Source organism: Nitrospira moscoviensis, from assembly GCF_001273775.1.
Taxonomy (GTDB): domain Bacteria; phylum Nitrospirota; class Nitrospiria; order Nitrospirales; family Nitrospiraceae; genus Nitrospira_D; species Nitrospira_D moscoviensis.
In genome coordinates this window covers 369,675-394,369 of the sequence record NZ_CP011801.1, presented here as the reverse complement: position 1 = coordinate 394,369, position 24,695 = coordinate 369,675, and the positions used below count along the sequence as shown (strand labels likewise).

At 62.8% G+C, this 24,695-nt stretch carries 24 protein-coding genes; 6 read left to right on the top strand and 18 right to left on the bottom strand.

Going from position 1 to position 24,695, the window contains the following annotated elements:
* Positions 1 to 58: 58 nt before the first annotated feature.
* The 3 genes from NITMOv2_RS01900 to panC all read left to right on the top strand — a co-directional run bounded on the left by NITMOv2_RS01900 (position 59) and on the right by panC (position 2,733).
* On the top strand, positions 59 to 1,234 hold the full coding sequence (locus tag NITMOv2_RS01900) for an LL-diaminopimelate aminotransferase (RefSeq protein WP_053378281.1): 1,176 nt from the start codon (positions 59 to 61) through the stop codon (positions 1,232 to 1,234).
* Positions 1,235 to 1,324: 90 nt separating this feature from the next.
* Positions 1,325 to 1,879 carry a 2-amino-4-hydroxy-6-hydroxymethyldihydropteridine diphosphokinase gene (gene folK, locus NITMOv2_RS01895; RefSeq protein ID WP_053378280.1) on the top strand — a complete coding sequence of 185 codons (555 nt, stop codon included), beginning with the start codon at positions 1,325 to 1,327 and terminating at the stop codon, positions 1,877 to 1,879.
* Positions 1,876 to 2,733, top strand: a complete 858-nt coding sequence (gene panC, locus NITMOv2_RS01890; protein ID WP_053378279.1) for a pantoate--beta-alanine ligase — start codon at positions 1,876 to 1,878, stop codon at positions 2,731 to 2,733. The genes folK and panC overlap by 4 nt, the downstream gene beginning before the upstream one ends.
* Before the next feature lie 9 nt (positions 2,734 to 2,742).
* On the opposite strand, the gene NITMOv2_RS01885 is transcribed toward panC, so the two are convergent.
* From NITMOv2_RS01885 to NITMOv2_RS01860, 6 genes are all read right to left on the bottom strand, one after another.
* Positions 2,743 to 3,255, bottom strand: a complete 513-nt coding sequence (locus NITMOv2_RS01885) for a PilZ domain-containing protein (RefSeq protein WP_187299334.1) — start codon at positions 3,253 to 3,255, stop codon at positions 2,743 to 2,745.
* A complete protein-coding gene (locus NITMOv2_RS01880) occupies positions 3,252 to 3,683 on the bottom strand; it encodes a pyrophosphohydrolase domain-containing protein (protein WP_053378277.1) in 432 nt (143 codons plus the stop codon). Before NITMOv2_RS01880 ends, NITMOv2_RS01885 begins: the two co-directional genes overlap by 4 nt.
* A 10-nt stretch (positions 3,684 to 3,693) precedes the next feature.
* Positions 3,694 to 5,052: a DNA recombination protein RmuC gene (locus tag NITMOv2_RS01875; protein WP_053381952.1), complete on the bottom strand. Its 1,359-nt coding sequence runs from the start codon at positions 5,050 to 5,052 to the stop codon at positions 3,694 to 3,696.
* 161 nt (positions 5,053 to 5,213) lie between these two features.
* Positions 5,214 to 7,844, bottom strand: coding sequence for a PEP/pyruvate-binding domain-containing protein (locus tag NITMOv2_RS01870; protein ID WP_083447678.1), 2,631 nt, complete (start codon positions 7,842 to 7,844; stop codon positions 5,214 to 5,216).
* Between the two features lie 15 nt (positions 7,845 to 7,859).
* Complete coding sequence (locus NITMOv2_RS01865) at positions 7,860 to 9,188, bottom strand: glycerate kinase type-2 family protein (RefSeq protein ID WP_238590436.1); 1,329 nt, start codon at positions 9,186 to 9,188, stop codon at positions 7,860 to 7,862.
* Positions 9,189 to 9,199: 11 nt separating this feature from the next.
* Positions 9,200 to 10,258 carry a lytic transglycosylase domain-containing protein gene (locus tag NITMOv2_RS01860; protein ID WP_053378274.1) on the bottom strand — a complete coding sequence of 353 codons (1,059 nt, stop codon included), beginning with the start codon at positions 10,256 to 10,258 and terminating at the stop codon, positions 9,200 to 9,202.
* 115 nt (positions 10,259 to 10,373) lie between these two features.
* On the opposite strand from NITMOv2_RS01860, the gene NITMOv2_RS01855 reads away from it, so the two are divergent.
* The gene (locus NITMOv2_RS01855) at positions 10,374 to 11,069 is read left to right on the top strand and encodes a uracil-DNA glycosylase (RefSeq protein WP_053381951.1); all 696 of its coding nucleotides are present in this window, start codon (positions 10,374 to 10,376) and stop codon (positions 11,067 to 11,069) included.
* A 6-nt stretch (positions 11,070 to 11,075) separates the two neighbouring features.
* On the opposite strand, the gene fsa is transcribed toward NITMOv2_RS01855, so the two are convergent.
* A complete protein-coding gene (fsa, locus tag NITMOv2_RS01850) occupies positions 11,076 to 11,723 on the bottom strand; it encodes a fructose-6-phosphate aldolase (protein ID WP_053378273.1) in 648 nt (215 codons plus the stop codon).
* Positions 11,724 to 11,902: 179 nt separating this feature from the next.
* On the opposite strand from fsa, the gene NITMOv2_RS01845 reads away from it, so the two are divergent.
* Complete coding sequence (locus NITMOv2_RS01845) at positions 11,903 to 12,217, top strand: hypothetical protein (protein WP_145976135.1); 315 nt, start codon at positions 11,903 to 11,905, stop codon at positions 12,215 to 12,217.
* Here the strand turns inward: NITMOv2_RS01845 and NITMOv2_RS01840 are convergent.
* The 10 genes from NITMOv2_RS01840 to NITMOv2_RS01795 form a co-directional block, all read right to left on the bottom strand.
* Positions 12,214 to 12,468, bottom strand: coding sequence for a YHS domain-containing protein (locus tag NITMOv2_RS01840; RefSeq protein ID WP_053378271.1), 255 nt, complete (start codon positions 12,466 to 12,468; stop codon positions 12,214 to 12,216). The genes NITMOv2_RS01845 and NITMOv2_RS01840 overlap by 4 nt on opposite strands.
* Before the next feature lie 543 nt (positions 12,469 to 13,011).
* A complete protein-coding gene (gene dapB / locus NITMOv2_RS01835) occupies positions 13,012 to 13,815 on the bottom strand; it encodes a 4-hydroxy-tetrahydrodipicolinate reductase (protein WP_053378270.1) in 804 nt (267 codons plus the stop codon).
* Positions 13,816 to 13,841: 26 nt separating this feature from the next.
* The gene (gene dapA, locus NITMOv2_RS01830; protein WP_053378269.1) at positions 13,842 to 14,714 is read right to left on the bottom strand and encodes a 4-hydroxy-tetrahydrodipicolinate synthase; all 873 of its coding nucleotides are present in this window, start codon (positions 14,712 to 14,714) and stop codon (positions 13,842 to 13,844) included.
* Between the two features lie 21 nt (positions 14,715 to 14,735).
* Positions 14,736 to 15,998: a diaminopimelate decarboxylase gene (gene lysA / locus NITMOv2_RS01825; protein ID WP_053378268.1), complete on the bottom strand. Its 1,263-nt coding sequence runs from the start codon at positions 15,996 to 15,998 to the stop codon at positions 14,736 to 14,738.
* Complete coding sequence (locus tag NITMOv2_RS01820; RefSeq protein WP_053378267.1) at positions 15,991 to 17,904, bottom strand: B12-binding domain-containing radical SAM protein; 1,914 nt, start codon at positions 17,902 to 17,904, stop codon at positions 15,991 to 15,993. The genes lysA and NITMOv2_RS01820 overlap by 8 nt, the downstream gene beginning before the upstream one ends.
* Before the next feature lie 81 nt (positions 17,905 to 17,985).
* Entirely contained in the window at positions 17,986 to 18,249 is a 264-nt protein-coding gene (locus tag NITMOv2_RS01815; protein ID WP_053378266.1) for a hypothetical protein, read from the bottom strand.
* Positions 18,246 to 19,655, bottom strand: a complete 1,410-nt coding sequence (gene argH / locus NITMOv2_RS01810) for an argininosuccinate lyase (protein ID WP_053378265.1) — start codon at positions 19,653 to 19,655, stop codon at positions 18,246 to 18,248. Before argH ends, NITMOv2_RS01815 begins: the two co-directional genes overlap by 4 nt.
* The gene (locus NITMOv2_RS01805; RefSeq protein ID WP_053378264.1) at positions 19,655 to 20,869 is read right to left on the bottom strand and encodes an argininosuccinate synthase; all 1,215 of its coding nucleotides are present in this window, start codon (positions 20,867 to 20,869) and stop codon (positions 19,655 to 19,657) included. Before NITMOv2_RS01805 ends, argH begins: the two co-directional genes overlap by 1 nt.
* A 9-nt stretch (positions 20,870 to 20,878) precedes the next feature.
* A complete protein-coding gene (gene argF / locus NITMOv2_RS01800) occupies positions 20,879 to 21,856 on the bottom strand; it encodes an ornithine carbamoyltransferase (RefSeq protein WP_053378263.1) in 978 nt (325 codons plus the stop codon).
* Positions 21,856 to 23,073 (bottom strand): acetylornithine transaminase, encoded by a 1,218-nt coding sequence (locus NITMOv2_RS01795; protein WP_053378262.1) that lies wholly within the window; start codon positions 23,071 to 23,073, stop codon positions 21,856 to 21,858. Before NITMOv2_RS01795 ends, argF begins: the two co-directional genes overlap by 1 nt.
* Before the next feature lie 102 nt (positions 23,074 to 23,175).
* Between NITMOv2_RS01795 and NITMOv2_RS01790 the strand changes: the two genes are divergently transcribed.
* Positions 23,176 to 23,826, top strand: coding sequence for a DUF2628 domain-containing protein (locus tag NITMOv2_RS01790; protein WP_053378261.1), 651 nt, complete (start codon positions 23,176 to 23,178; stop codon positions 23,824 to 23,826).
* 12 nt (positions 23,827 to 23,838) lie between these two features.
* Here NITMOv2_RS01790 and NITMOv2_RS01785 read toward each other — a convergent pair whose 3' ends face one another.
* Positions 23,839 to 24,669 carry a hypothetical protein gene (locus tag NITMOv2_RS01785; protein ID WP_145976134.1) on the bottom strand — a complete coding sequence of 277 codons (831 nt, stop codon included), beginning with the start codon at positions 24,667 to 24,669 and terminating at the stop codon, positions 23,839 to 23,841.
* Between the last annotated feature and the right edge of the window lie 26 nt (positions 24,670 to 24,695).

The window sequence follows — 24,695 nt, the reverse complement described above, 5'->3', positions numbered from 1 at the left end:
TCTCGTACCGGAGCGTCAGGCTGAGTCTCCATATCAGAAAGGAGTGCGTCACACTATCATGGCTGGTTTCCCGATCGAAGTCGCAAACCGCATCAAGACGCTTCCCCCGTACCTGTTCGCCGCCATCGATAAAATGAAGCAGGAGGCGATTGCGCGCGGGGTGGACATCATCAACCTCGGCATCGGGGATCCCGATTTGCCGACGCCCGCCCCGATCATCGACAGCCTTGCACAGGCGGCCACGAACCCGAAGCACCATCAGTATCCGTCGTACGAGGGCATGCCGGCCTTTCGTAAGGCGGTGGCCGACTGGTACAAGCGGCGGTTCCGCGTCACGCTCGACCCGGCCAACGAAGTATTGACGTTGATCGGGTCGAAAGAAGGTATCGGCCACATCCATCTGGCGTTCGTCGATCCGGGCGACGTGGTGCTGGTGCCCAGTCCCGGCTATCCGGTCTATCCCGTGGGGACCAGCTTTTCCGGCGGGGTGTCTCACATCATGCCGCTCACGAAGGCCAACGGCTTCCTGCCCGACCTCGACGCGATTCCGAAAGACGTCGCGAAGAAAGCCAAGCTGATGTGGCTCAATTCGCCGAACAATCCCACGTCGGTCATCATGACGAAGGACTACTTCAAGCGTGTCGTGGAATTCGCGCAGGAGAACCAGGTGATCGTCTGCCACGACGCGGCCTATTCCGAGATCTATTACGACGGCAAACGGCCGGCCAGCTTCATGGAGGTCGATGGCGCGAAAGACGTGGGCGTGGAGTTTCACTCCCTGTCCAAGACCTATAATATGACCGGCTGGCGCCTGGGCTTCGCCGTCGGGAACAAGGATGTCTTGGCCGGTCTCGGTAAGGTGAAGAGCAACCTGGACAGCGGCGTCTTTGAGGCGGTGCAGGCGGCCGGCATCACGGCGTTGGGGCTGGACGATTCCGTCACGGACGGCATCCGGAAGATTTATCAGGAGCGGCGTGACACCCTCATCCCCGGCCTGACAAAGCTGGGGCTCGAAGTCGATCCGCCGCCCGCCGCCTTCTATATTTGGGTGACGGTGCCGAAGGGCTATACCTCCGCGTCCTTCACCGCGCATCTGTTGGAAAAGGCCGGCATCGTGACGACGCCGGGCAACGGGTTCGGCGCCCCGGGCGAGGGCTACATCCGCATGACCGTCTGCACGACCAAAGAGCGGCTGGCCGAGGCGGTGGAGCGGATTAAGAAGGCGGGATTTTGAACTACCGTGACAAGTGACCGGTGACGGGTGACAAGTAAGTGCATGTCCGTCCTTGCTTGTCTCGTCACTCGTCACTCGTCACTCGTCGCTATGAGAGAAACTGTCTTCATCGGCTTCGGCTCGAACGTCGGCAATCGCGTCGATTTCTGCGATCGGGCCGTGACGCTGCTAAGCTTGCTGCCGCATTCTCAACTCACGGGCGTCTCGCTGCTGTACGAAAGCGAACCGGTCTACGACCATGCGCAGCCGGGAACAGGGTGGTTCCTCAACGGCGTGGTGCGGCTGGAGACGGACCTGACCCCTAAGAGCCTTTTGACCGTGCTGCGCGAGATCGAACGCTCGTTGGGGCGCGACGAAGAGAATCGCTCGGGCCCGCGGACCATCGATCTGGACATTCTCTTTTACGATCAGATGGTAATCGACGAGCCGGACCTCACCGTACCGCATCCCCGCCTGCACCACCGGCGCTTTGTCCTCATGCCGATGAGCGAGCTCGATCCCCTCTGGGAACATCCGACGTTGCATAAGTCGATCAGCCAGTTGCTGGCCGAGGTGCCGGATCGGCCGGAAGTCCGGTTGCTCTTTCCGCAGCCCTCGACCCGCTACGGCTCCCGCCCCTCGTGCAGTCCACGCGCGGAATCATGAAAATCGTTCGTGCCCCGGCTGCCGTAACCGCCTGGAGCGATCGCCTCCGGCGCGAAGGCGTGACGATCGGCTTCGTGCCGACGATGGGCGCCCTCCATGACGGCCATCGCTCGCTCATCCGGGCCGCGCGGCTCGCCTGCGACGCGTTGGTCGTGAGCATTTTCGTGAATCCCACCCAGTTCGGACCTCAGGAAGATCTGGCGAAGTACCCGCGGCCGATTGCCCGGGATCGGGCGCTGTGCCGGGCGGAGGGTGTGGACATCTGTTTCGAGCCGACCGCCGCCGCCATGTATCCGCCAGGCTTCCAGACGATCGTATCGGTGCCCGGAATCGCCCGCCGATGGGAGGGCGAGGCACGGCCGCACCACTTCGCCGGCGTCGCGACCGTCGTTACGAAACTTTTCGGGATCGTCCGGCCCCATATCGCACTCTTTGGGCAAAAGGATTTTCAGCAGGCCGCGCTGGTCCGGCGGCTCGTGACGGATCTGAATCTGGGCGTGGAGATCGCGGTGCAGCCGACCGTGCGCGAGCCGGACGGGCTCGCCATGAGCTCCCGCAACGTCTATCTATCCGCCGACCAGCGGGCCGCCGCGCCGCTTCTGTATCGGAGCCTGCAAGCCGGCGCCGCAGCGATCCGCCGAGGCGTGCGGGAGGGATCGGCCGTCGAACGCGTCATGGCGGACGTCGTCCGGCGCGAAGCCTCCGTCACGGTCGAGTACCTGGCCGTGTGCGATCCGGTGACGTTGGAGCCTCTGACCGCCGTAGACAGGCGGGCCGTCCTGCTGGGCTCCGTGCGCCTGGGCTCCGTCCGGCTCATCGATAATCTGCTGGTCACTGTCGGGGTGAAGCGTTGACGTGGAGCGTTACGAATAGGGATTCGGATGGACGCTCTGGCCGACGAGCAGGCTCAGGACAAGTCGGCTGAGACGCTGCTTCTCGTTCGCATGGAATTCCAGGAACCGCACGCCCGTCGAATCCGGCCGAAGCGAACAGATCATCGCCGTGTCGACCTTGATCTCTTCCTCATCCGACACCGGGGTGATCCGCAGTTCGAGAAACGTGCCGCGCGGCAACGCCGTCGCGCCCTCCAAGGTGCATCCCGCCATGGAAATATCCGTCACGCGATTGTTCGTCCGTACGGCATTGTCGGCCAGCAGCTGCGCGCGCAGCGAAGTCGGCAAGCGTTTGTATTGCCGGCGATCGACCGCTTGCGTGCCGTTCGGCGACCCGGTCCAGAAGGCATGGAAACGCGCGGTGCAGAGCTGGCAGCGGAAGGGGAAGACGTTGACGCGATTGAGCAGCCGCTCCATAGTCCCTTCCTGGGCGGTGACCCGCACGAAGGGGGTGCCACAGGTCGGACAATGCAGGTGTCTCATGGAACCTGCGAATCGGATGGACCGCGGTGAGCCGCTGCGCCGGTCGTCAGTGCGGGCTCGGCTTGTTGATCCAAGATGGGCTGCAGGCACGCCGGTGAATAGGTCGGCGGCTTGACCCATTTCCCGTCGGCTCGCTTGTAGCCACCGACCTTGCTCAGATTCGAGCGATGCACTTCCCGGAACACCGGCTCCATGTCGATCCCATAGGACACCGCCGTGCCATAGACGACGTAGAGCAAGTCGGCCATCTCTTTTGCGACGGCGGCCAGATTGTCTTGTCCCATGGCCTCCCGCAGTTCATCGAACTCTTCCTGAATCAGGCGCAGGCGCAACTCTTTCGTCCCGGCGGCGGGAACCGCCGGCCGATCTTGGACCAGGATGTCGAACGTGCGATGAAACTCCTCGACCATGGCTTGCTCGCGGGTCATGCGGGCTCCTTTATTCCGATTCGAACGGCAGCGTCTTGCGCGGCAGCAGCTCGGCCGGTTCCAGCAGCGGAATCTCCTTGTCGGACGACACGCCCAGCTCTTTGAAGCGCCGCGCCGCGGGCAGAATGCGCGTCTCCAGCGAGCCGACCGCCCGGTTGTAGGCCGAGACACTTTTCCCGAGTGCCTGCCCGACATCGTTCAGATGTTCCGCCAGGACCGCCATGCGCTCGTACAGATCCTTTCCCAGCTTGCCGGCTTCTTCCGCATGCGCGGCGAGCTGCTCTTGCCGCCAGCCGTAGGCGACGGCCCGCAAGAGCGCGATCAAGGTCGCCGGGGTGGCGAGCACGACGCCGCGGGCGAACCCTTCTTCGATCAAGCGCGGGTCCTGATCCAAGGCGGCGCCGAGAAACTGTTCACCCGGTAGAAACAGCACCACGAACTCGGGTGCGCGGTCGAACTGCGTCCAATAGGCCTTGAGCGACAACTCTTCCATGCGGCTCCGGACCTGGCCTGCATGGCGGCGCAGCGCCTCAGTCCGCTGCTGGTCGTCCGGTGCTTCGTGCGCATCGAGATAGGCGGAGAGCACCGTTTTCGCATCGACGATGATCTGCCGCCCGCCCGGCAAATTGACGACCATGTCCGGCCGGAACCGGCCCTCATCGCCGCCGACCGTCGTTTGTTCGACAAAATCGCAATGGTCCACCATACCGGCTAGTTCCGCGACCCGTTTCAGCGTAATCTCGCCCCACTGACCGCGCACGGTCGGCGCACGCAAGGCCTTCACGAGATTGCCCGTCTCCTGCTGCAACCGTTGATGGGATTCCGCCAGCAGCTTCAAATGCTGATCCAGCCCGCCGTAGGCGGACTGGCGCGACTGCTCTAACAGGCGCATTTGTTCGTCGTACCGCTGCAACGACTCGTGCAGCGGCCGCACGAGGCCGTCGATCGCCTGCTGCCGCTGGGCCAGATCCCCTTCGGCCTTGGCCTGCAGCGCCTCGAACGAGACCTTGGCCAGCTTCAGAAAGGCTTCGTTGTTTTGTTTGAGCGCTTCCCCGGACAGCGCTTGAAAGGACGCGACCAATTCGTGGCGCGCCTGGTCGAGGAGCGCCTGTTGATCGGCCACCTGCTTGACCGTGTCGGCGAGCCTCGTCTCGGCGGCCACGCGGACCTGTCGGCTCTCGTCCAATTCCCGGCGCAGCTCCGCCCCCGCGTCACGTTCGCGATCCAGCTGCTTCCGGAGCTCGTCGACCGTCGCTTCCGCCCGCTGCGACTGGGCACGCAGGCGAACCGAGACCCAAAGGCCGGCCAGGGCGGCGCCGAGCAGCACGCCGGCGGCAGCGACCGTCACAAGCGTAATGATTTCACTCATGCGCTCGCCTCTCGTCACCGCGCCATCGGGCGCGAACATTGACCATCGATCGGTGGTGAATCATGCGGGGGAGAAAGCTGCCGAAGGGTACGCAAAGGATCTCCAAACGTCAAGAACAGCAATTGCCAGAGTCAATCGGCCCTAGCCCTTCTCGCTAAGGATCACGAATCAGGAGGCTCCCCGACGCGGATCGTCCCGGCGCCCGCATCCAGTATGGCGCGCTGTCCATCCTGCAAACGCGCCATGGCGCCCGGCACGTTGGCGACGGTCGGCAGTCCGTACTCCCGCGCAATGATCGCGCCGTGCGACAGCGTGCCGCCGAGTTCGGCGATCAAGCCGGCGGCCACGGCAAAGAGCGGCGCCATGCCGGGATCGATCACCGGCGCCACGATGATGTCGCCCCGTCCGATGCGGCTCCAGTCCTCCGGCGACCGCAGGAGACGTACGGGACCCGTCACGATGCCGCTGCTGATCGGAATCCCCCGCAAGAGACCGTCACGATCCGGATCGGCGGCCGGCGCCGAGCCGCCGGCCGCCTCTTCCCACTCCCTGATGGTATCCGGCACTTGGATGGCGAGCCAGCGCTCCCGATCGACCCGCCGCCGCTGAATCAGCGCCGCCCAGTTCCGTCCGCTCTCCGAAAGCACGGCCGTCCGTTCGTTCACCGTGAGAAAAAAGATGTCCTCAGGCGAACGGAAGATCCTGCGCTCGACGAGCCGCTCACCGAAACACAACAAGAGGTTTCTCGCGGCGGTGGAATAGTGCATCAGATGGTGCCGATTGGCTTCACGCAGCGCGAAGAACCGGCAGAGGCGGCGATACCACCAGGAAAAGACGGCCCGGCGATCCCATCGCCATCCCAAGCGGGTGCGGATGGTCGCAAGCGCCGACGTTCGCACGCGGCGTTGGCGGTCAAGCATGTCTTCGGGGTTGCGCGCCGGTCCTCGCAGCTGAGTGCGTATGACGTCGAGGATGGCATCCGGATGATCGGACATTCTCGGCGACATGATATCGGACTCGGCAATTCCACGGTGGCCATAGTCCTCCAGATATCGATCAAACGCCGCCGTAAAGGTCGACGAGGGAGCGTACCGTCGCAACGCTGCGAGATCCCAATTGTCCTGCACCAGACCGTGCTGGATTTCTTTCTCATGCCGCGCGATGTTGGCCGCCTCAGCCAGCCGAACGATTTGTTGTGCGCTGATCACGGTCCCTTGCCCCCGCAGGGCATCGTTCAGCAGCATTCTCCAATCGTCCCCGAGCCAACGAGGCAGGAGCGAGCTGAACGCCTGCAGACATTGCCCGACTGCCGCCGCGATGCCGAACGTCACCTCGTGGCGATCGAGCCAGCGGCCCAGTTCATCGAGATGCCTCGCCAGCTCGTCCAACGAGTACGATTTGACCCGGTCCTGACGATACGTGCTCGCCAGCTGTTCCATCTCGGCGAACAGACGCGGGCCATCCTTCTGGACTCGTCTCATCTCGGCAAAGATCAGGACGGCGGCCCGGGCCAGCTTCACCCCCGCCAGCCGTTTCACCGCCGGCGGGCGGGCCAGCGGTTCGCCTCCCAGTTGCTCGGTCAATAAGGAGGTGTCGCCGCCCAATTGTCCGATGAAGCTGTGGAACAACGTGACGTTTAGATAGGGACGACCGTGCAAGGTGCGCACCGCCGTCACTCCCTGGGGAATCCGGCAGCCCAGTCGGCGGTACTTCGCGACGATATAGGCCTCCATGAAATATTCGAGGAAGGAGAGGCCTAACGGACTTGGCACGTCCGGCATGGTCTCTTTGAAATTCGCCCGCGACCACTCACAGTCTTCGTTCGTCAGATCCGAGGACGGCCGGACGGCGGTGATCGGCCGGGCCTGCACGACCCACAATTGCCGCTCGTCGAACAACCATTCGAGATCCACCGGATGGCCCAAAGCGCGCTCCACGTCCTTGGCCGTGTGCGCCAATGAGAGGAGCTCTTCGTCGGACAGAGCAGACTGATGCCGGGCGGCGTCCGGGAGAGGGTCGCACCGCAGGCCGTCGCGGGTCACAACGAGTCGTTCCGATTTCTCGGCGATGGTGCGTGTCCGGATGGATACCGGGCGGCCGGTCTCGCTCGTTTCCACGACGTACTGGTCCGGCATGACTCGTCCTTCGACGAGCGGTTCGGCCAATCCCGGCACTGCGTTCACCGCCACGCGGTTGGATCGTCCGGTCACCGGATGGATCGAGTAACAGACACCGGAGACTCGGGCTTCCATCGTGGGTTGGACCACCACCGCCATGGAAGGAGCGGCAGGGGCGGCGGAGCGTTGCAGTAGGTATCGCACGACCGCATCCTCCCAGAGCGATGCCCAGAGATCCGTAACGGCCGCCTCAATACGATCACGGGCGAGACCGAGATGGGTCCGATAGAGCCCGGCAAAGCTCGCCGCGCCGAGGTCCTCGTTGGTCGCCGACGAGCGGACGGCCCATGTGGTATCGGGCGGGCTATGCAACGATTCGAGCTGCGCCTCCCATTGCCCCGCCAACTCGGCAAGGTTCAGCTCTTTGATACGGCGTCGGCTATCCGCAAGCAGCGCCAGCCGTTCTGCTTCCGGCAACCCAAGGGCACTGCGCCAGAGACCGGGCTCGACAAGCGCCTGCCCTTCGACGTAACGGCGATACGCTTCCGTGGTGAGACAGATGCCGGGCGGCACGGGAAAGCCGGCGCCCAACAGTCGAGCCAAGCCCGCCGCCTTGCCGCCAGCCAACCTGGCATCGGAACAATGGGACAACGGAAGAATGAGTGGGCGTGCCATCCGCTCGGATAGTAGCTACGGAAGCAGGAGGAGGTAAAGATCATTGACATTGGTGCCGGTGGGACCGGTGGCGATGTGGCAGCCGAGGGCTTGCAAGGCCGGATAGGTATCGTGCCGCTTGAGCGCGCGCCGCAGATCGACTCCCATCATCCGAGCCACCGCCGCCGTGCCTCCGCTTACCACCGCGCCGGCCACGTCCGTCGGGCCGTCGGTTCCATCCGTCCCCAGCGCCGCCGCCCAGACCTTCGGAAGGCCTGCGATGCCCAGCGCCGCCGCGGCGGCGAACTCCTGTGCCCGTCCCCCCTTGCCTCGGCCGGTGACCGTCACGGTCGTCTCGCCCCCCGCGACGACACAACAGGGCCGCCGTAACGGCGGTTTGTTTCCGCTTGCAATCAGATGAGCCAGAGCCGCCCACCGCCGCGCCGCCTCCTGCGCCTCACCGGTGATGGCCGTCGATAATAGGATCGTGCGGAACCCGGCTCGTTGAGCCGCATCCGCCGCCGCGGCCAGCATGAGCCGATTGTTGCCGACGATCTCGTGGTGGACTCGGCGCAACAGGCGCGCGCCGGGCTTCACCGTTTCCGGGACGAGGCCGCGCCGGCCGCCTCGTAAATGACGGCGCACAGATTCTGGAATCCGATTCCAGATCTTGTACCGCCGCAGCACAGCGATGGCGTCGGCGAACCGGGAAGGATCCGCCGCAGTCGGCCCGGAGCCGATCGAACCAAGATCGTCGCCGATGACATCGGACAGGATGAGCGTCACGATCGTCGCGTTCGTCGACGCCGCCAAGCCGCCGCCCTTCAACACCGACAGATGCTTGCGGACGACGTTGATCTCCTGAATCGTCGCGCCGCTTCTGAGCAACAATCGAGTCGTGCGCTGTTTCTCCGCCAGACTCACGCCGGGCGGGGGGGCCGGCAAGAGACTGGATGCGCCGCCGGACAAGGCGACGATGACGAGATCGCGCGGCGTCAGTTCTTCGACCATCCCTTTGATGCGCCGGCCTGTCCGCAGCCCGGCACGGTCCGGAATCGGATGGCCTGTTTCGGCAATCTCAATGCGCTTGGTCCGGGTTCCATGTCCCCGCTTGACGACAACGAGGCCGCCGTCCACCCGAGGACCCAACAGTGATTCAAGCGCCTGCGCCATGCGGGCCGACGCCTTTCCTGCTCCGATCACGATGACGCGGTCATACCGGGAAAGGTCGTATCGACGGCGGCCGACGCGGAGCGAGGCGCCAGTGAACGAGACGGCGCGGAGAACCGCCTGGAAGGGATCGGCCGCCTGCAGCCCCGCGGTAATCGTCTTCCGCAGAAGCGATCGGACCGGCGACGCTGGCACGCGCAGCGGCATTACGGAGCGGGCGAGGGCGCTTTGTCCTGTTTAAAACACCGGTTCGGACAAGATTGCCGCGGGACTTTGATCTGGTACGTCCCTCGCGGCAACACGTCTTTCTTGAACTCCGGATTCAACATCCGCAATTCCAGGTAATAGGTCCCGTATTCTTCCGCCACGGAGGTCAGCGCGCGCTGCGCTTCTTTGATATTGACGGTGACGGTTTCGGTCTCCACCGGCGTATAGAGGTCTTTCTTCGTCAGGCCGAGATATTTCTCCGGCTGCGAGTAAATTTCCTTGGCCGCGATGATGCGCGGCACGTAGCGCATGGTTTCCCGCGGCCCGTGCATCTTCCAATAGTCCGTCACTTTCTGTTCCTTGAGCAGTTTCCGCACGCGATCTTCGCCGGCGTTGTAGGAGGCCATCGCCAGGAACCAGTCGCCGTGCTGGAAATCCTTCAGATACCGCAGATACTTGATCGCGGCCTCGGTCGACATTTCAAGATTCCGGCGCTCGTCGCGGACGGCGTCGCTCTTCAGCTGATAGCGCCGTCCGGTGGACCCGATGAATTGCCAGGGCCCCGACGCTTTGGCGCGCGAATAGGCCGCCGCGACGCATTTGCTTTCGACGAGCAGCATGTATTTGAGATCATCTGGCAGGCCCGCCTCGGCGAGCTGCTTCTCGGCCGGCGGGAAACAACGCCCCGTGCGCTTGGCGAGAATGATGCTTTCGCCCTGGTCTTCCAAAAACTGGTAGAACTCGTACTCGATCCGTTCGCGCACCTGCCAATTGTCCAAGGGAACCGGCTGCCCCGCAAACATGAGCTTGTCGGGCAGTTTGAAGGAACTGAGGAAGAACCGCTCCCCTTCCCGCTTGATCTCGGGCAGGATCACCAGACGATCCTCCGGCTCCGGCGGTCCTTCGAGAGGCTCGGGCACGATCAGATCCCGCTCCGTCTCTTTGGCGGCGTCTTTGCCGTCTCCGGCATCCGTCACGGCCTGGGCTTTGAAGGGTATCGTCATGAAGAGACTGAGCACGACGGCGGAACAGAAGACACGTACGGTCGCGGCAATCATGCAGGACGTTCCTCCCGGCAGAGCGTAAGCAGGTGACCCGGCGACGCCATGCTAACAGCTCACCCTACCACCGGCAAGCGGAATGCGGTTCTCGTTCATGGTAGACTCCGGCGGCATGCGAAGCCTCAACGTGTTGAACGCCGCGATCGTGGACTGCACGGCCTGCGAACGGCTGGTCGCTTATCGCCAGGAGGTGGCGCGAACCAAGCGGCGCCAGTTCAAGGACTGGATCTACTGGGGCCGGCCGGTCCCCGGATTCGGCGATCCCACCGCGAGGCTTTACGTGTTGGGCCTGGCCCCCGCCGCCCATGGCGGCAATCGCACGGGCCGCATCTTCACCGGCGACCGCAGCGGCGACTGGCTCTATGGCGCGCTGCACCGGTATGGGTTCGCCAACCAGGCCACGTCGATCCATCGTGACGACGGATTGGCTCTCACGGATTGTTACATCGGCGCGACGGTGCGCTGCGCGCCGCCGGATAACAAGCCGCTGCCCGACGAATTTGAACGGTGCCGGCGGTTTCTGCGGGAAGAAGTCCGGTTGCTGGATCGGATACGGGTCGTAATTGCGCTGGGCAAGATCGCGTTCGACCACTACCTTAAAGTCTGCCAACTCGAAGGCCTGGCGATTCCCTCTCCCGTTCCGAAATTCGGGCACGGCGTTTCATACCGGCTTCCGTGGAGCGTGTTGCTGCTCAGCTCCTACCATCCCAGCCAGCAAAATACGTTTACGGGGAAACTCACCCGCCCGATGTTCCATTCGGTGTTCGCCGCCGCGCGGCGCGAGCTGAACAAGGCCGGTCCTGTTTAGCGCAGGCTACTTTTTGTTCTGCGTCTCCCAGTCGGCGAGGAACTTCTTCAAACCGATGTCGGTGAGCGGATGCTTCACCAACTGCTGGAAGACGGCAAAGGGCATCGTGCAGATGTGGCCGCCGGCCAGCGCCGCTTCCACGACATGCTGGGGGTGTCGCACACTCGCCACCAACACAAATGTTTGGAAGTCGTAGTTTTTGTAGATCGTCAGGATCTGGCGGATCAGTTCCATGCCGTTCGAGCTGACGTCGTCGAGCCGCCCGATGAAGGGCGAGACGCACCAGGCGCCGGCTTTGGCCGCGAGCAGGGCCTGGGTCGGCGAAAAGCAGAGGGTGACGTTGACCTTGATGCCCTCGGCGGCCAGCCGCTTCGTGGCCTTCAAGCCCTCGGGGATCAACGGCACTTTGACGACGATGTTCTTGTGGATCTTCGCCAGCTCCTTGCCTTCCTTCACCATCGCGTCCGCTTCGATGCTCACCACTTCCGCGCTGATCGGCCCATCGACGATATTGCAGATCTCGACGAGGACCTCACGGAAGACCCGTCCTTCCTTGGCGACCAGGGACGGATTCGTCGTGACGCCGTCCAACAGACCGAGGCTCGCGGCTTCCTGAATTTCTTTGACGCTGGCGGTGTCCAGATAGAATTTCATGGGAATTCCTTTCGCTATGGAAAGATGGCTGCGTTTCTTATCGGCTATTCTATGGTGAACTCGACGGCGCTGCAAATTCCTTCTGCGTAGTTTGACAGGTCCCCGACCGGCCGCTAGAATCCGTCAACCGACGACGCGCTCCCGCGTTGATGTGCATACGCCATTCGCCCGAGGAGTTCATGATGCGACGATCGATCTGGCTCTTGTCTCTGTGCCTCCTGCTCACCGCCTGCGGCGGCGGGAATCCCTACCTGGAAGCCTCGCTGAAGCCGGCCGAGTTGCAAGGCAAGGACAAGGCCTGGTTTGAGAAAAATTGGGGCGCGCCGGACGGCAAGGCGTCGCGGTTTTTCGGCGGCGAAACCTGGACCTATTACCGCATCGCCGGTGGAAAATCCGGTCCTCCCCTCTTCAACTTTTCTCCGAATCAGTGCCAGATCACGTTGAAGTTCGACAAGGAAGACAAACTCTCCGACTATAGCTACTCCGGTTGTTAGCGCGACAGTTGTTGCTGAAACGCCGCAGCGCAGGCGCGGCTGCAGAAACAGTAGGTTTGCCCGCCGACCGTCTCGACGAACGCCGTCTTTCTCGGTACGAACGTGTGACAGACCGGATCCTGCACCATTTGGTCGGGATCACCGGACACCCCTCGGTCATCGAGGTGCCGATGCTTGAATTCACGGAAAGCCCGGCGCAGCAGGAAGTAGAGCAGCAGAAGCAGGGCGAGAATCAGCAGGAGTCTATACATAGTGGGCAATAGGCTGCGGGACCACAATCCTATGAGACAGGGTGGGAGGTGTCAAGCGAAAGCCTGGCACGCTCCTTCTGGAATACTACGGGCCGTCGCGGCCCAAAAGGCCCATGGATAGGGCCGATCATGGGGACTCTGCTCTTCGTCATCCAGTACTTCAGAAGGATATGCTGGTATTTCCGGGAATGTTAGAGTGGGCCCCATGAAGACTTGCGATAAGTGCCGCGGAACAATGTTGCCGGAGCGGGCGGTGGATTTGGACGCCGGACTCGCGATCACAGTGTTTGCGTGCCTGAACTGTGGTCGTCGAAAAGCAGCGGACCAGGAACCTCGGCCTTTGACGGCCAGACATTGACCGCATGACAGAATCGAACCCGTCGACTGACGAGCAGACGGTCGCCTCCGGCCTTTGTGAACCGGCGCGATTCGTGCGCCGTGTGACGGCGCCCACCGCTGCTGCCTTCCCCTGACCTCGCTTCCAGCTTCTACCAAGATGGGCTTCTCGGTGCTGAGTCTCGGCTGAGTCAAGACGAGAGATGGTCAGCGCAGGCCCAGCACATCCATCATGTCGTAGAGACCAGGCGGTTGGCGAACGACCCAGCGGGCTGCGCGCAGGGCGCCGCGGGCGAACGTGTCCCGGCTGCTCGCGCGGTGCGTGACTTCGATGCGCTCGCCCATCCCGCCGAAGAGCACCGTGTGGTCCCCCACGATGTCGCCGGCGCGAATCGTCTGAATGCCGATCTCGCCCTTCGCCCGCTCGCCGATGAGTCCCTTGCGCGCGTAGACGCCCACCTGATTGAGATCCCGGTTCACGGCACGCGCGAGGACCTCGGCGATTTTCAACGCCGTTCCGCTCGGGGCGTCTTTCTTCAGCCGGTGATGGGCCTCGATCACTTCGATGTCGTAATCGTCGCCGAGCGTCCTGGCCATTTCGCCGATGACCTTGTAGAGCAGATTCACACCTACGCTCATGTTCGGGGAAAACACACAGGGAACCTGGCGGGCCAGCGACTTCAATTCGTCCAATTGAACGTGAGAAAATCCGGTCGTGCCGATCACCATGGCGCGGCGGTGCTGCGCGACGATCCGCAGATGCTCCAACGAGGCCTCCGGAGCCGAGAAGTCGATCACCACTTCCCCCCGCTCCATCAGCGCCGACAGATTATCCGTGATCGGCACGCCGACCCGACCCGAGCCGGCCGTCTCTCCCGCGTCTTCGCCCAAGGCATGGTGGCCCTTGCCTTCGAGCGCGCCGGTGAGCGTCAAGGCGGTCGAGTCGCGCACCAGCGACACCAGACGGCAACCCATCCGTCCCGCCGCCCCCGCCACCACGACTTTGATCATCGCGCCATGCCCCTCGGTCAGCTGAATCAGATCAACCCGGCGTCTTTCAGGACGCGGACCAGTTTGTCCCGGTTCTCCTGCGCCATCGGGCAGAGGGGCAGGCGCAATTCGGGATCGATCTTGCCCATCATCCCGAGCGCCTCTTTGACGGGAATCGGATTGGTTTCGTAAAACAGCGCGGCAAACAGCGGCGAGAGCTGGAAGTGCAGGCGCCTCGCTTCCTCCACCTTGCCCTGTGCGAACGCCTTCACGAGCGCCGCCATCTCCGCCGGCAAAAGATTCGCCGTCACGGTGATCACGCCCTTGCCACCCACCGCCATCATCGGAAGGGTCAAGGAGTCGTCGCCGGCCAGGAGCGTCAGGCGGTCGCCGCAGAGTTGGACGATGTCCGAGGCTTGTTGAACCGACCCGCTGCCCTCCTTGATCCCGACGATCGTCTTGATCGCCGAGAGACGGGCGACGGTGGCCGGCAGCATGTTGACGCCGGTGCGTCCGGGAATGTTGTAGAGGACCAACGGGAGGTCGGCAGCCTCCGCAACCGCTTTGTAATGGCGATAGAGCCCTTCCTGCGTCGGCTTGTTGTAGTAAGGTGTGATGAGCAGCGCTCCATCGGCCCCGGCCTGCTTCGCGTGCTTCGTGAGGGCGATCGCTTCGTCCGTGCTGTTCGAGCCGGTGCCGGCGATCACCGGCACGCGCCGGTTGGCGACTTCGACCGTCAGCTCGATGACGCGATTATGCTCCTCATGGGACAGCGTCGCCGATTCTCCGGTCGTACCGCAGGGGACGATCCCGTTCGTGCCCTTGGCGATCTGCCATTCGATCAACTCCGCGAGCGTCCGCTCATCGACCTTGCCCTTGCGAAACGGCGTGACGATGGCGACGAGTGAACCGGTAAACATACATCTGCTCCTGTGAACTTCTTACGATAAGAATGCAGGAATCGTCTCGCCTCGGACCAGATCCTCATAGGTCTCGCGCGCCCGGATGACGTGCACTTCGCCGTCCTTTACCAGCGCTTCCGGCACGCGCGGACGCGAATTGTAATTGGATGACATGACGAAGCCGTAGGCCCCCGCGCTCATGACGGCCAAGAGCTCGCCCGGTTTCACGTCGGGCAGCGGGCGGTCCTTCGCCAGGAAGTCTCCCGATTCGCAGACCGGTCCGACCACGTCCACTTGATGCTTGGGCCGATGACCGGCTTCTTCTTTCAAGGGCCTGATTTCATGGTAGGCCCCGTAGAGGCTCGGACGGATGAGATCGTTCATGGCCGCATCGACGATCACGAACCGCTTCGATTCTCCCTCCTTCAGATACAGCGCCTTCGTCACCAAAATGCCGGCGTTTCCGACGATCACACGTCCCGGCTCCATCACGAGCGTCACCTTGAGGTCCCGCACGAGCGGGAACATCGCGTCCGCCAGATCCTGGGGCTGCGGGGGCGTTTCGTCGGCATAGGTGATGCCGAGACCGCCACCGATGTTGATGTAGCGGATGTCGATGCCGTCCTGTTTCAATGCTTCGACCAGCTTGAGAATCTTCTTCATCGCCTCGACGAAGGGTGTCACCTCGGTCAGTTGGGAGCCGATGTGCTTATGGACGCCGACGACTTCGATGTGGCGCAGGGTGGATGCGATCTTGAATTCCTCCAGCGCCCGGTCAGCCGCGATGCCGAACTTACTCTTTTTCAATCCAGTGGAAATGTAGGGATGGGTCTTCGGATCGATATCGGGATTGATCCGCAGCGCGACGCGCGCCTTCAGCCCCAGCGACGCGGCCACGTCGTTGATCGCCTGCAACTCGGCCGGCGATTCGACGTTGAACATCAGAATGTCGGCCTTGAGCGCGTCCCGAATTTCATCGGGATTCTTGCCCACGCCGGCGAACACGATTTTGGACGGCGGCACGCCGGCTTTGAGCGCCCGGAAAAGCTCGCCGCCCGACACGATGTCGACGCCGCTCCCCTCCTTGGCCATGAGACGCAAGATGGCCAGATTCGAGTTGGCCTTCATCGCGAAGGCGATGATGTGGGGAATGTTCCTGAACGCGCCGTCGTAGGCCCGGATGTGACGGACCAGCGTGGCATGGCTGTAGACATAGCAGGGCGTGCCGAGCTCCTTGACGATCCGGCTGACCGGCACCTGTTCGCAGTACAGCTCGCCGTCGCGATAGTGGAAATCATGCATCTTGGAAATCCTCGTGTAAGAATTCGATGCCCGCCAGCGACAGGCCCTGCAGCGAGGCCTCGAACGCGTCGCGGAACTTCCGGTAGCGCACCTTCACGTGCGGGATAGCCGCCTTGATCGCGTCGGAATCGATCAAGGTCCGCAACGCATCCGGCGTGGCCTGCTTGAGGTGCTCGAAATTGATGATGACGTCCATGCGAGCCTTCTCCGACGCCTCCTTGAGGCGCTGCAGCAATTCCTGCGCGTTGAGCCGGTCGAGCGCGCCCTCCAGATCGACGAAGAGCGCCGCAAACTTGTCGTGCCGCTTGGCTTTGATGTTCAACACCAGGTTCTGCGCGGCGGGCTTGTGATCGAGCCGTTGCTTGATGGCGTGCAGCGCGCTCGGAATCAAATTTTCCGTGTCGAAGGTCGGCAGTTTCGCCTGCAGATTCTTGAGGACTTTGGCGGTCGGGGACAGGCGCCCTTTCGGACAGGCGCGCTTGACCAGTTTGCGGAACTCCCGGTTCATTTCCCAGCGGGCGATCAGCCGCTGCTGCGTGCCGGACAGGCGGCGCCAGATGTTCGGCAAGGAGTAGAATTGATGGTTCGCCCAGTGGAAGCCTTCCTGCAATTGCTCGGGCGTCATGCGGCTCGGGTGAAAGACGACGTGCTTCCCGTCATACTTGGCCCAGTCCCGATCGAAAATGCGGCCGGCCGCATTGTAGCGGTCGAACAGCGCCGTGCCGGGCAACGGCGTGAGCACGTTGAAATAGGCCAGCTCCACTTGGTTCTTGGTGAGAAACTCCACCGCCCGCTCGAAGACCGATTCGTCGTCGTTGTCGAAGCCGAAGACGATCCCGGGATTGACCATGATCCCGTGGTCGTGAAACATCTTGATCTCCTGCGAGAACTTCTGCACGCGGTTGAAGGGCTTGTTCGTTTCTTCCAGGCAATCTTCGTCGAGCGATTCCATGCCCACGAAGACCGACACGCAGCCGCTCTCCGCCGCCAGCTTCACCATTTCTTCGTCGTCGCCGAGAAACAAGGTGGACTGGCAACCCCACTTGATCTTGAGCGGCTTCAAGGCCGCCCAGAGCTCCCGGCAGTAGGCGCGGTTGCTGTTGTGCAGATCGTCCACGAAGGCCACGATGCCGCCGTCGTCGATGCCGACTCGGATGCGGAACGTGGTCTTCAACGCCTGCCAGAACGGCTCGTTCGAAATGCGCTCGATCAGCTCGCTCCGCACCCATCGTTGAACCTGAACGATTTCCCTGACCACTTCCTGCACCGGCCGCCGCCTGGTCGTCTTGCCGTTGAAGGGCGAGACGCTGCAGAACTCGCAGTCGAAATGGCATCCGCGCGTCGTAAAGCTGCACTGCCGCGTCATATAGGCGTCGGGGCTCAGGAGCTCAACGCGGGGACTCCGATAGTTTTCCAGCGAGGGGAACGACGTCATCCGGTACTCGCGCTTCATCCGGCCGGCTTCGTAATCGGCCACTAATTCGGGCCAGAGATCTTCCGCCTCCCCGCACACGATTGCGTCGCAATGCTGGAGTGCTTCCTCCGGACAATAGGTCGGGTGGACGCCGCCCATCACGATGATCTTCCCGCGCTTACGGAACTCCGCGGCGATTTCGTAGGCCCGTGGCGCATAACAGGTCATGATCGAGAGGCCGACCATCTCGCAGGGATCGTCGAAATCGATGTCCTCCACCGCTTCATCGACCAAATCGACGTCCCAATTGTCGGGAGTATAGGCGGCGATCGTCGGAAGGCTCAGTTTGGGAAACCAGACGGCACGGCGCTCGGATGCCGTCAGATGATAGGGATTGTTCCGGGGGTACGGATCGACCAAGAGCAGCCGCCGTTTGGCGACCGTGCGTCCATGATCCGGTGCAACCCTCGTCGGCTGGATGAGCTGCTTCATCTGGTCCCTCCTCATGCCGCGCCCGGTCTCGTTCACCGGAAATGCGCGGTGCCGTAGCGTAGAGATTCGTTGTGTATTCGTTTATCGCCCGCCGACCGGCCTCAGCGGCGGCAAATCTACGTCTTGTCCGACGGGCTCCGTCAACTGTGACCCGTCGGTCTGCCGGGTGTCAAGCGCAGATCCCGGCCCTCCTTGCCGGGCCTGCTCTTTCTTCTGCCGCTCGATCAACGGCGCCACGCCGACATCCTCGGGCGGGACGGGGGGGCCCACGGTTCCGCACCCGACCAGGCCGCACACGACGCCGGCGACAGACCACGCCCGCCAATCCCAGGTCGCGCGGCTCATGACAAGGTCTTGGCCCAGTCGCGCAGGCGTCGATCCACCTGCTTGGACGCCGTCCCCCCGATCTGCGCCTTCCGGTCGATCGCGCCGCGGACGGTCAGTCGCTGCAGCACGGACGAGTCGAATTTCTCCGAAAATCGTCGCAGCTCCTCGACCGACAGCTCGCTCAGCTCCCGTCCCTGATCCAGCGCCCATCGCACGATGCGCCCGGTGATTTCATGGGCCTCCCGGAAGGGCACGCCCTTCGTCACCAGGTAATCGGCGATCTCGGTCGCCAGCATACCGCCGCCGCTCAGCGCCCTGGTCACGGCTTCACGATCCACCGCGAGCCGACGCATCAGCTCCGTCATCACTTCCACGGCACGGTCGGTCTGGTCGAAGGCGTCAAAGAGCGCCGGCTTGTCTTCCTGTAAATCTCGATTATAACTCAACGGCAGAGCCTTGAGGGTCGTCAGCAGGCCCATGAGATGCCCGTAGACCCGTCCGGTTTTGCCGCGCACGAGCTCGGGTACGTCCGGATTCTTCTTCTGCGGCATCATGCTGCTGCCGGTGCAAAAGGCGTCGGGGAGGTCCACGAAGTGGAACTCCTGCGTCGACCAGAGGATCAATTCTTCGCTCAGCCTCGAGAGATGCATCATGAGCAGGGCCATGGCGGCGACCGCCTCGACCATGAAATCGCGATCCGACACGGCATCGAGACTGTTCTGCGACAGGGCCGGAAAGTTCAGCAGCGCAGCCGTATATCGGCGGTCGATCGGATAATTGGATCCGGCGAGCGCGCCCGAGCCCAACGGCATGACATTCGCTCTCGTTCGCGCGTCCCTTAATCGGCCCTTGTCCCGTTCGAACATTTCGACATAGGCCAGCAGATGATGGGCGAACAACACCGGCTGCGCGCGCTGCAGATGGGTGTAGCCCGGCATGGCAACGTCGCGGTTGGCCTGCGCCTGGCGAACCAGGACCCGCTGCAATGCTTTCAGCCGGTTGATCATCACAGCGAGTCGATCACGCACGTATACCCGCGCGTCCAGCGCCACCTGATCGTTGCGGCTGCGGCCCGTGTGCAGCTTACCCCCCAACGGGCCGATCAGCTCCGTCAGCCGCCGCTCGATCGCCATGTGGATGTCTTCGTCCTCCGGGAGAAACTTGAACTGATCGCGCTCCAGTTCCGCTCGCACCGATTCCAGTCCTCGAATGATCGCCGCCGATTCACGGCCGGTCAGAATGCGGGCTTTCGTCAGCGTTCGGCAGTGCGCGATACTCCCGTCGATATCGTAGCGATAGAGCCGGCGGTCGACCTCGATGGATCTGGTGAAGGCCTCCACCAGCCGGTCGGTCTGCTCCGCAAAACGGCCGGCCCAGGCTTTCTTCACGCCGCGCGGCCGAGATTTTCCTTTTGCCTGCGGCATCAGGAGGAGGCTTTCTTCCGTTGGGCTCTGATTTTCAACCGAAGCGCGTTGAGCCGGATGAAGCCCTCGGCATCCTTCTGATTGTAGACGTCGTCTTCTTCGAAGGTCGCGATGTCGAGGCGGTAGAGCGAGTTCTTGGACTTCCGGCCGGCGAGCGTGCAGCTGCCTTTATAGAGTTTCACGCGGGCGGTCCCGCTGACGTCTTTCTGGGCTTCGTCGATCGCCGCCTGCAGCATTTCGCGCTCCGGGCTGAACCAATACCCGTTGTAGATCAGGTCGGCGAACCGCGGAATGAGGCTGTCCCGCAAGTGCAGCACCTCCCGGTCCATCGTGAGCGATTCCAGACCCCGATGCGCGACATGCAGAATCGTGCCGCCCGGCGTCTCGTAGACACCTCGTGATTTCATGCCGACGTAGCGGTTTTCCACCAAATCGACCCGGCCGATGCCGTGGGCGCCGCCGAGCTTGTTCAAGTGCGCCAGCAGCGTCGCGGGGCTCATCCGCTTGCCGTCCACGGCGACCGGATTGCCGGCTTCATAGTCGATCTCCACTTCGAGCGGCTTGTTCGGCGCCTTCTCCGGCGAGACGGTCATTTGAAAGATTTCGTCCGGCGGGGATTCCCAGGGATCTTCCAGGATGCCGCCTTCGTAGCTCACGTGGAACAGGTTCAAATCCATGCTGTAGGGCTTGGCTTTGGTCGCCGTCACCGGAATGCCGTGGCGGTCCGCGTACTCGATGAGTTCGCGGCGCGATCGCATCGCCCACTCGCGCCAGGGCGCGATGATCTTCAGATTGGGGGCCAGCGCCTGATAGGTCACTTCAAACCGCACCTGGTCATTGCCCTTCCCGGTGGCGCCGTGCGAAACGGCCTCCGCCCCTTCCTTGAGCGCGATCTCGGCTTGCCGCCGCGCGATCAGCGGACGGGCGATCGAGGTGCCGAGCAAATAGCAGCCTTCGTACATGGCATTCCCACGGAGCATCGGAAGCACATAGTCTTTCACAAAGGTTTCCCTGAGGTCCTCGACATAGACTTTTTTGACGCCCAGCGACTGCGCCTTGGCCTTGATCGCCTGCAGATCCTCCCCCTGTCCGAGATCCGCGCAGAAGGCGATGATTTCGGCCTGATAGGTTTCCTGGAGCCATTTGAGAATGACGGACGTATCCAGCCCGCCCGAGTAGGCCAAAACGATTTTCTTGATCGGTTTGTGCTTCATAATGGGAGGCTACGTCCCGCCTTTCTTGTTGGAGAGCAGTTGTACGAGGATGGCCTTTTGCATGTGCAGGCGATTTTCCGCCTGATCGATGACGACCGATTGCGGACCGTCGAGCACTTCCGCGGTGATTTCCTCCCCGCGATGGGCCGGCAGACAATGCATGACGATCGCATCGGGTTTGGCCTTTTGGAGCAATCGGCCGTTCAATTGATACGGCGACAGGGTCTTCAACCGCCGTGCCTGTTCGCGCTCCCGCCCCATGCTGATCCACACGTCGGTGTAGACGACGTCCGCTTCCTTCACGGCCACCTGCGGATTGTCCATGACTTCGATTTCTGCGCCGGTCGTCTCCGCTTCCGCCCGGGCTCGATCGACGACGTGCTGATCCGGCTGGTAACCCACCGGACAACCGACCGTCATCCGCATGCCCATTTTGGCCGCCGCTTCGATAAGCGAGTTCGCCACGTTGTTGCCGTCCCCGACGTAGGCGATCGTCAGGCCTTTCAGGCGGCCCTTGATCTCCTGAATGGTGAGCAAATCCGACAGGGCCTGGCAGGGATGGCTGTGGTCGGTCAGTCCATTGATGACCGGCATGGTCGCCTCTCGGGCCCATTCCTCGACGGTCGCATGGTCGTAGGTCCGGACCACGATGCCGTCCAGATAGCGCGAGAGCACCCGGGCCGTATCGGCGACCGTTTCCCCCCGCGAGAGTTGAATGTCCGCCATCGGAAGACTGAGCGCATGGCCGCCCAACTGGTTCATCCCCGCTTCAAAGGAGACTCTCGTCCTCGTGGAGGGCTTCTGGAAAAGCAGGCCGAGCGTCTTCCCGGCCAGGAGCCGATGCGGCACGCCGCGTCGCTGCTTGACCTTCAACGAGGCAGCCAGCCGCAGCAACGCTTCGACTTGCCGGCGCGGGATCGCCGCGACGTCGAGCAGATCCCCGGCATAGGCGGCCGAACGGCGCAGGCTCTGACCTTTGCCCGCCATCAGTGATGCGTGTCCTTTCCCGCCAACAACCGCTGGTTGAAGATCGCAGACAACGTGTCGACGAGCTTGTCGATTTCCCGCTGCGTGATCACGAGCGGCGGCACGAATCTCAACACCCGCTCGCTGGTCGCGTTGATTAGGATGCCGCGGGCCAGGCAGTCGGCGACGACGGCCTTGGCGTCGATGTCCAATTCCATGCCCTGCAGGAGCCCGCGCCCCCGAACATCGCGGACCACCCGATGGCGATCTTTGCAATCGGCTAGCCCCTTGGCGAGATATTCACCCATCCGCTTGGCCTGCTCCAACATGCGGCCTTCGAGCAGCACGCGGCAGACCGCCAAAGCCGCCGCGCAAGCCAGAGGGTTGCCCCCGAACGTCGAGGCGTGGGTGCCGGGCGTAAAGACGGCCGCCACGGAGTCCTTCGCAAGACAGGCGCCGATCGGCACACCGCCGCCGAGCCCCTTCGCCAGCGTCATGACATCCGGCTCGACGCCCAGTTGTTCATAGGCGAAGAGCGTCCCGGTGCGCCCCATGCCGGTTTGCACTTCGTCAAAAATGAGCAGAATGTCTTTCTGCGTACAGAGCTCGCGCAGATTCTTGAGATACTCTTCATCCGCCACATACACGCCGCCTTCGCCTTGAATCGGCTCCAACATGACCGCCGCCGTTTTGTCGCTGATCAGGCTCTCGATCGCGCCGAAATCGTTGAAGGGCGCATAGGCGAAGCCCGGCATGAGGGGCTCGAATCCCTTTTGGACCTTTTCCTGACCGGTCGCCGTGATGGTTGCCAGGGTCCGGCCGTGGAAGGAATTCTTCATCGTGATGATTTCGAACCGGCCCGCTCCGTGCTTTTCGTGTCCATAGCGCCGGGCCAGCTTGATCGCCGCCTCGTTCGCTTCGGCGCCGCTGTTGCAGAAGAAGACGCGATCGGCAAACGAGTGGTCGACCAGTATCTGCGCCAGCTTGACTTGCGGCTCGGTGTAATAGAGGTTCGAAACGTGAATGAGCTGTGCGGCTTGGCGCTGAATCGCCTGCACCAGATCGGGATGGCCGTGGCCCAGGATATTCACTGCGATGCCGCCCACGAAGTCGATGTACTCGCGGCCTTCCAAGTCGTACACTTTGGAGCCCCGGCCGCGCACGATCGACACCGGCTGGCGCGCATAGGTCTGCATGAGGTACTTCGCTGCATCGTCTTTCAGTTCTTCAGTCGGCATGGCAAACGTATCCCCTCAGAAAGAAAGGGAAGTTAGCACAGGGTCACGGTGAAAGCAACAAGGAGGACGCCGCCCGTTCCAACTGTGTTAAGCTGCCGCGCCATGAAGATGTGTCCACAGTGCCGTCAGGAGAATCCGGAGGACGCGAACTACTGCCATCAATGTGGAACGGCGCTGGGATCGCCGGCCCCCGTCGCGGAGGCAGTGGCTGGCGATTCCGTCCCTCGGATCACGGCGGTTCAAACCGACGAGGCGTTGTGGCGGCAGTTCATCGGCCCGAATGCCGATCACTATCTGGCACGGTTCAAAAAATTTTCGATGAACGGACAACCGCGGTTTGCGCTCAGTTGGAACTGGCCGGCCTTCCTGTTCATTTCGTTTCTCTGGTTCCTCTACCGCAAGATGTACTTGCACGCGCTGGTCTACGCCGTCGGACCGATGATCTCGACCTATGTCACGGGTGATATCACGGTCGGGATCGTGTGGAGCGTCATGGCCGGCGGCACGGCGAACTACCTCTACTATTGGCACTGTAAGGAGCAGATCGCCGAGATCAAGAAAACAACGAGGCTGAATGACGCCGCGCAGGCGGCGGCCTTGAAGGAGGCGGGCGGCGTGCAGCCCTACGTCATTTGGGTCGGTGTGGTACTCTACCTGATCTTCTTCGCCACCCTCGCCAAGATGATCGAAGGCGGCCCGCCCGACAAGATGCCGACCAAGCCCGGCAAACCGACGGCTGTCGGCAGTGCGTAAGGCCTTTCTGATCTATGCCGGTCTGCTTCGCTGCCATGCCATCCAGGCCTGGAACCACTGAAAATCTTGTTCATATGCGGCGCCGCCGGAATCGGCGGCCTCTTGTTTTTGTTCCAACTGCTGGTAGGTGCGCGGCCAGTTTTTCTGCCACCAGGCTTTGAGCTCGTCCGGGCTGTAGGCCTGCCCATTCTGGTTCAGAATCCCGGCTGCGGTGCACAAGGGAGCGACGAGGGGCCAGTAGCGGTCTTTGCCGAGGCCCAGGCTGCGGAAATGCTCGCGCAGGAGAAAGACGACCCATAATTCGGCGCTGTGTTTCTTGTTGTGCTTGAAGGGCTGCGTCTGGCGGAGAGGAACCGGGTCGAAGGCCTTCACGATCGACGTATAGTCCGGACCGCCATAACTGCCCGCCGCTTCGGCGATGCCTTCGATGATGCCGGACAGCTCCAATTCCGCCACCGGCGACGGACTGCCGCTCTTGCCGGGCGGCGCCTCCGACAGAGGGCTGGGGGTCGCCAGCAATTCAATCAGCGGCTTCAGCTGGCGCAGGCGCGCCGCCGCAGCCTTGAGGATCTGTTCGGACTCGATCCAATAATCGGGATCGTTCTTCGTGAGCCGCTCGCGCCCGGCCGGCGGCAACACCGTGGGCACCCAGTAGCGCATCAGCACGAAGAGCACATAGTCCAGCTGCCCGCCCACCTGTGCGATGCGGTCGAACAACCGTCCGGCTTTCGCGCCCGCGAAGAACGCCTCAGCCCGATCCGCCACTTGGAGGCGCCGGCTCATCGCCCCCCACCAGGCTTCAAGAGCGGGCCAGTTCGTGTCGTTGGGCTGGGCAGTGGCCATCGTGACCGCGTTCCGGTGGGAAGTGG

Bases quoted from the DNA above. Each gene is read 5' to 3' on its own strand.
- NITMOv2_RS01790 (WP_053378261.1), top strand. From the start codon at position 23,176: ATGAAGATGTGTCCACAGTGCCGTCAGGAGAATCCGGAGGACGCGAAC.
- NITMOv2_RS01845 (WP_145976135.1), top strand. From the start codon at position 11,903: ATGATGCGACGATCGATCTGGCTCTTGTCTCTGTGCCTCCTGCTCACC.
- NITMOv2_RS01855 (WP_053381951.1), top strand. From the start codon at position 10,374: ATGCGAAGCCTCAACGTGTTGAACGCCGCGATCGTGGACTGCACGGCC.
- folK (WP_053378280.1), top strand. From the start codon at position 1,325: ATGAGAGAAACTGTCTTCATCGGCTTCGGCTCGAACGTCGGCAATCGC.
- argH (WP_053378265.1), bottom strand. From the start codon at position 19,655: ATGCCGCAGGCAAAAGGAAAATCTCGGCCGCGCGGCGTGAAGAAAGCC.
- NITMOv2_RS01815 (WP_053378266.1), bottom strand. From the start codon at position 18,249: ATGAGCCGCGCGACCTGGGATTGGCGGGCGTGGTCTGTCGCCGGCGTC.
- fsa (WP_053378273.1), bottom strand. From the start codon at position 11,723: ATGAAATTCTATCTGGACACCGCCAGCGTCAAAGAAATTCAGGAAGCC.
- NITMOv2_RS01805 (WP_053378264.1), bottom strand. From the start codon at position 20,869: ATGAAGCACAAACCGATCAAGAAAATCGTTTTGGCCTACTCGGGCGGG.
- NITMOv2_RS01840 (WP_053378271.1), bottom strand. From the start codon at position 12,468: ATGTATAGACTCCTGCTGATTCTCGCCCTGCTTCTGCTGCTCTACTTC.
- NITMOv2_RS01795 (WP_053378262.1), bottom strand. From the start codon at position 23,073: ATGCCGACTGAAGAACTGAAAGACGATGCAGCGAAGTACCTCATGCAG.
- dapA (WP_053378269.1), bottom strand. From the start codon at position 14,714: ATGTTTACCGGTTCACTCGTCGCCATCGTCACGCCGTTTCGCAAGGGC.
- NITMOv2_RS01885 (WP_187299334.1), bottom strand. From the start codon at position 3,255: ATGAGACACCTGCATTGTCCGACCTGTGGCACCCCCTTCGTGCGGGTC.
- NITMOv2_RS01785 (WP_145976134.1), bottom strand. From the start codon at position 24,669: ATGGCCACTGCCCAGCCCAACGACACGAACTGGCCCGCTCTTGAAGCC.
- NITMOv2_RS01880 (WP_053378277.1), bottom strand. From the start codon at position 3,683: ATGACCCGCGAGCAAGCCATGGTCGAGGAGTTTCATCGCACGTTCGAC.
- dapB (WP_053378270.1), bottom strand. From the start codon at position 13,815: ATGATCAAAGTCGTGGTGGCGGGGGCGGCGGGACGGATGGGTTGCCGT.
- NITMOv2_RS01870 (WP_083447678.1), bottom strand. From the start codon at position 7,844: ATGGCACGCCCACTCATTCTTCCGTTGTCCCATTGTTCCGATGCCAGG.
- NITMOv2_RS01900 (WP_053378281.1), top strand. From the start codon at position 59: ATGGCTGGTTTCCCGATCGAAGTCGCAAACCGCATCAAGACGCTTCCC.
- argF (WP_053378263.1), bottom strand. From the start codon at position 21,856: ATGGCGGGCAAAGGTCAGAGCCTGCGCCGTTCGGCCGCCTATGCCGGG.
- lysA (WP_053378268.1), bottom strand. From the start codon at position 15,998: ATGCATGATTTCCACTATCGCGACGGCGAGCTGTACTGCGAACAGGTG.
- NITMOv2_RS01820 (WP_053378267.1), bottom strand. From the start codon at position 17,904: ATGAAGCAGCTCATCCAGCCGACGAGGGTTGCACCGGATCATGGACGC.
- panC (WP_053378279.1), top strand. From the start codon at position 1,876: ATGAAAATCGTTCGTGCCCCGGCTGCCGTAACCGCCTGGAGCGATCGC.
- NITMOv2_RS01875 (WP_053381952.1), bottom strand. From the start codon at position 5,052: ATGAGTGAAATCATTACGCTTGTGACGGTCGCTGCCGCCGGCGTGCTG.
- NITMOv2_RS01860 (WP_053378274.1), bottom strand. From the start codon at position 10,258: ATGATTGCCGCGACCGTACGTGTCTTCTGTTCCGCCGTCGTGCTCAGT.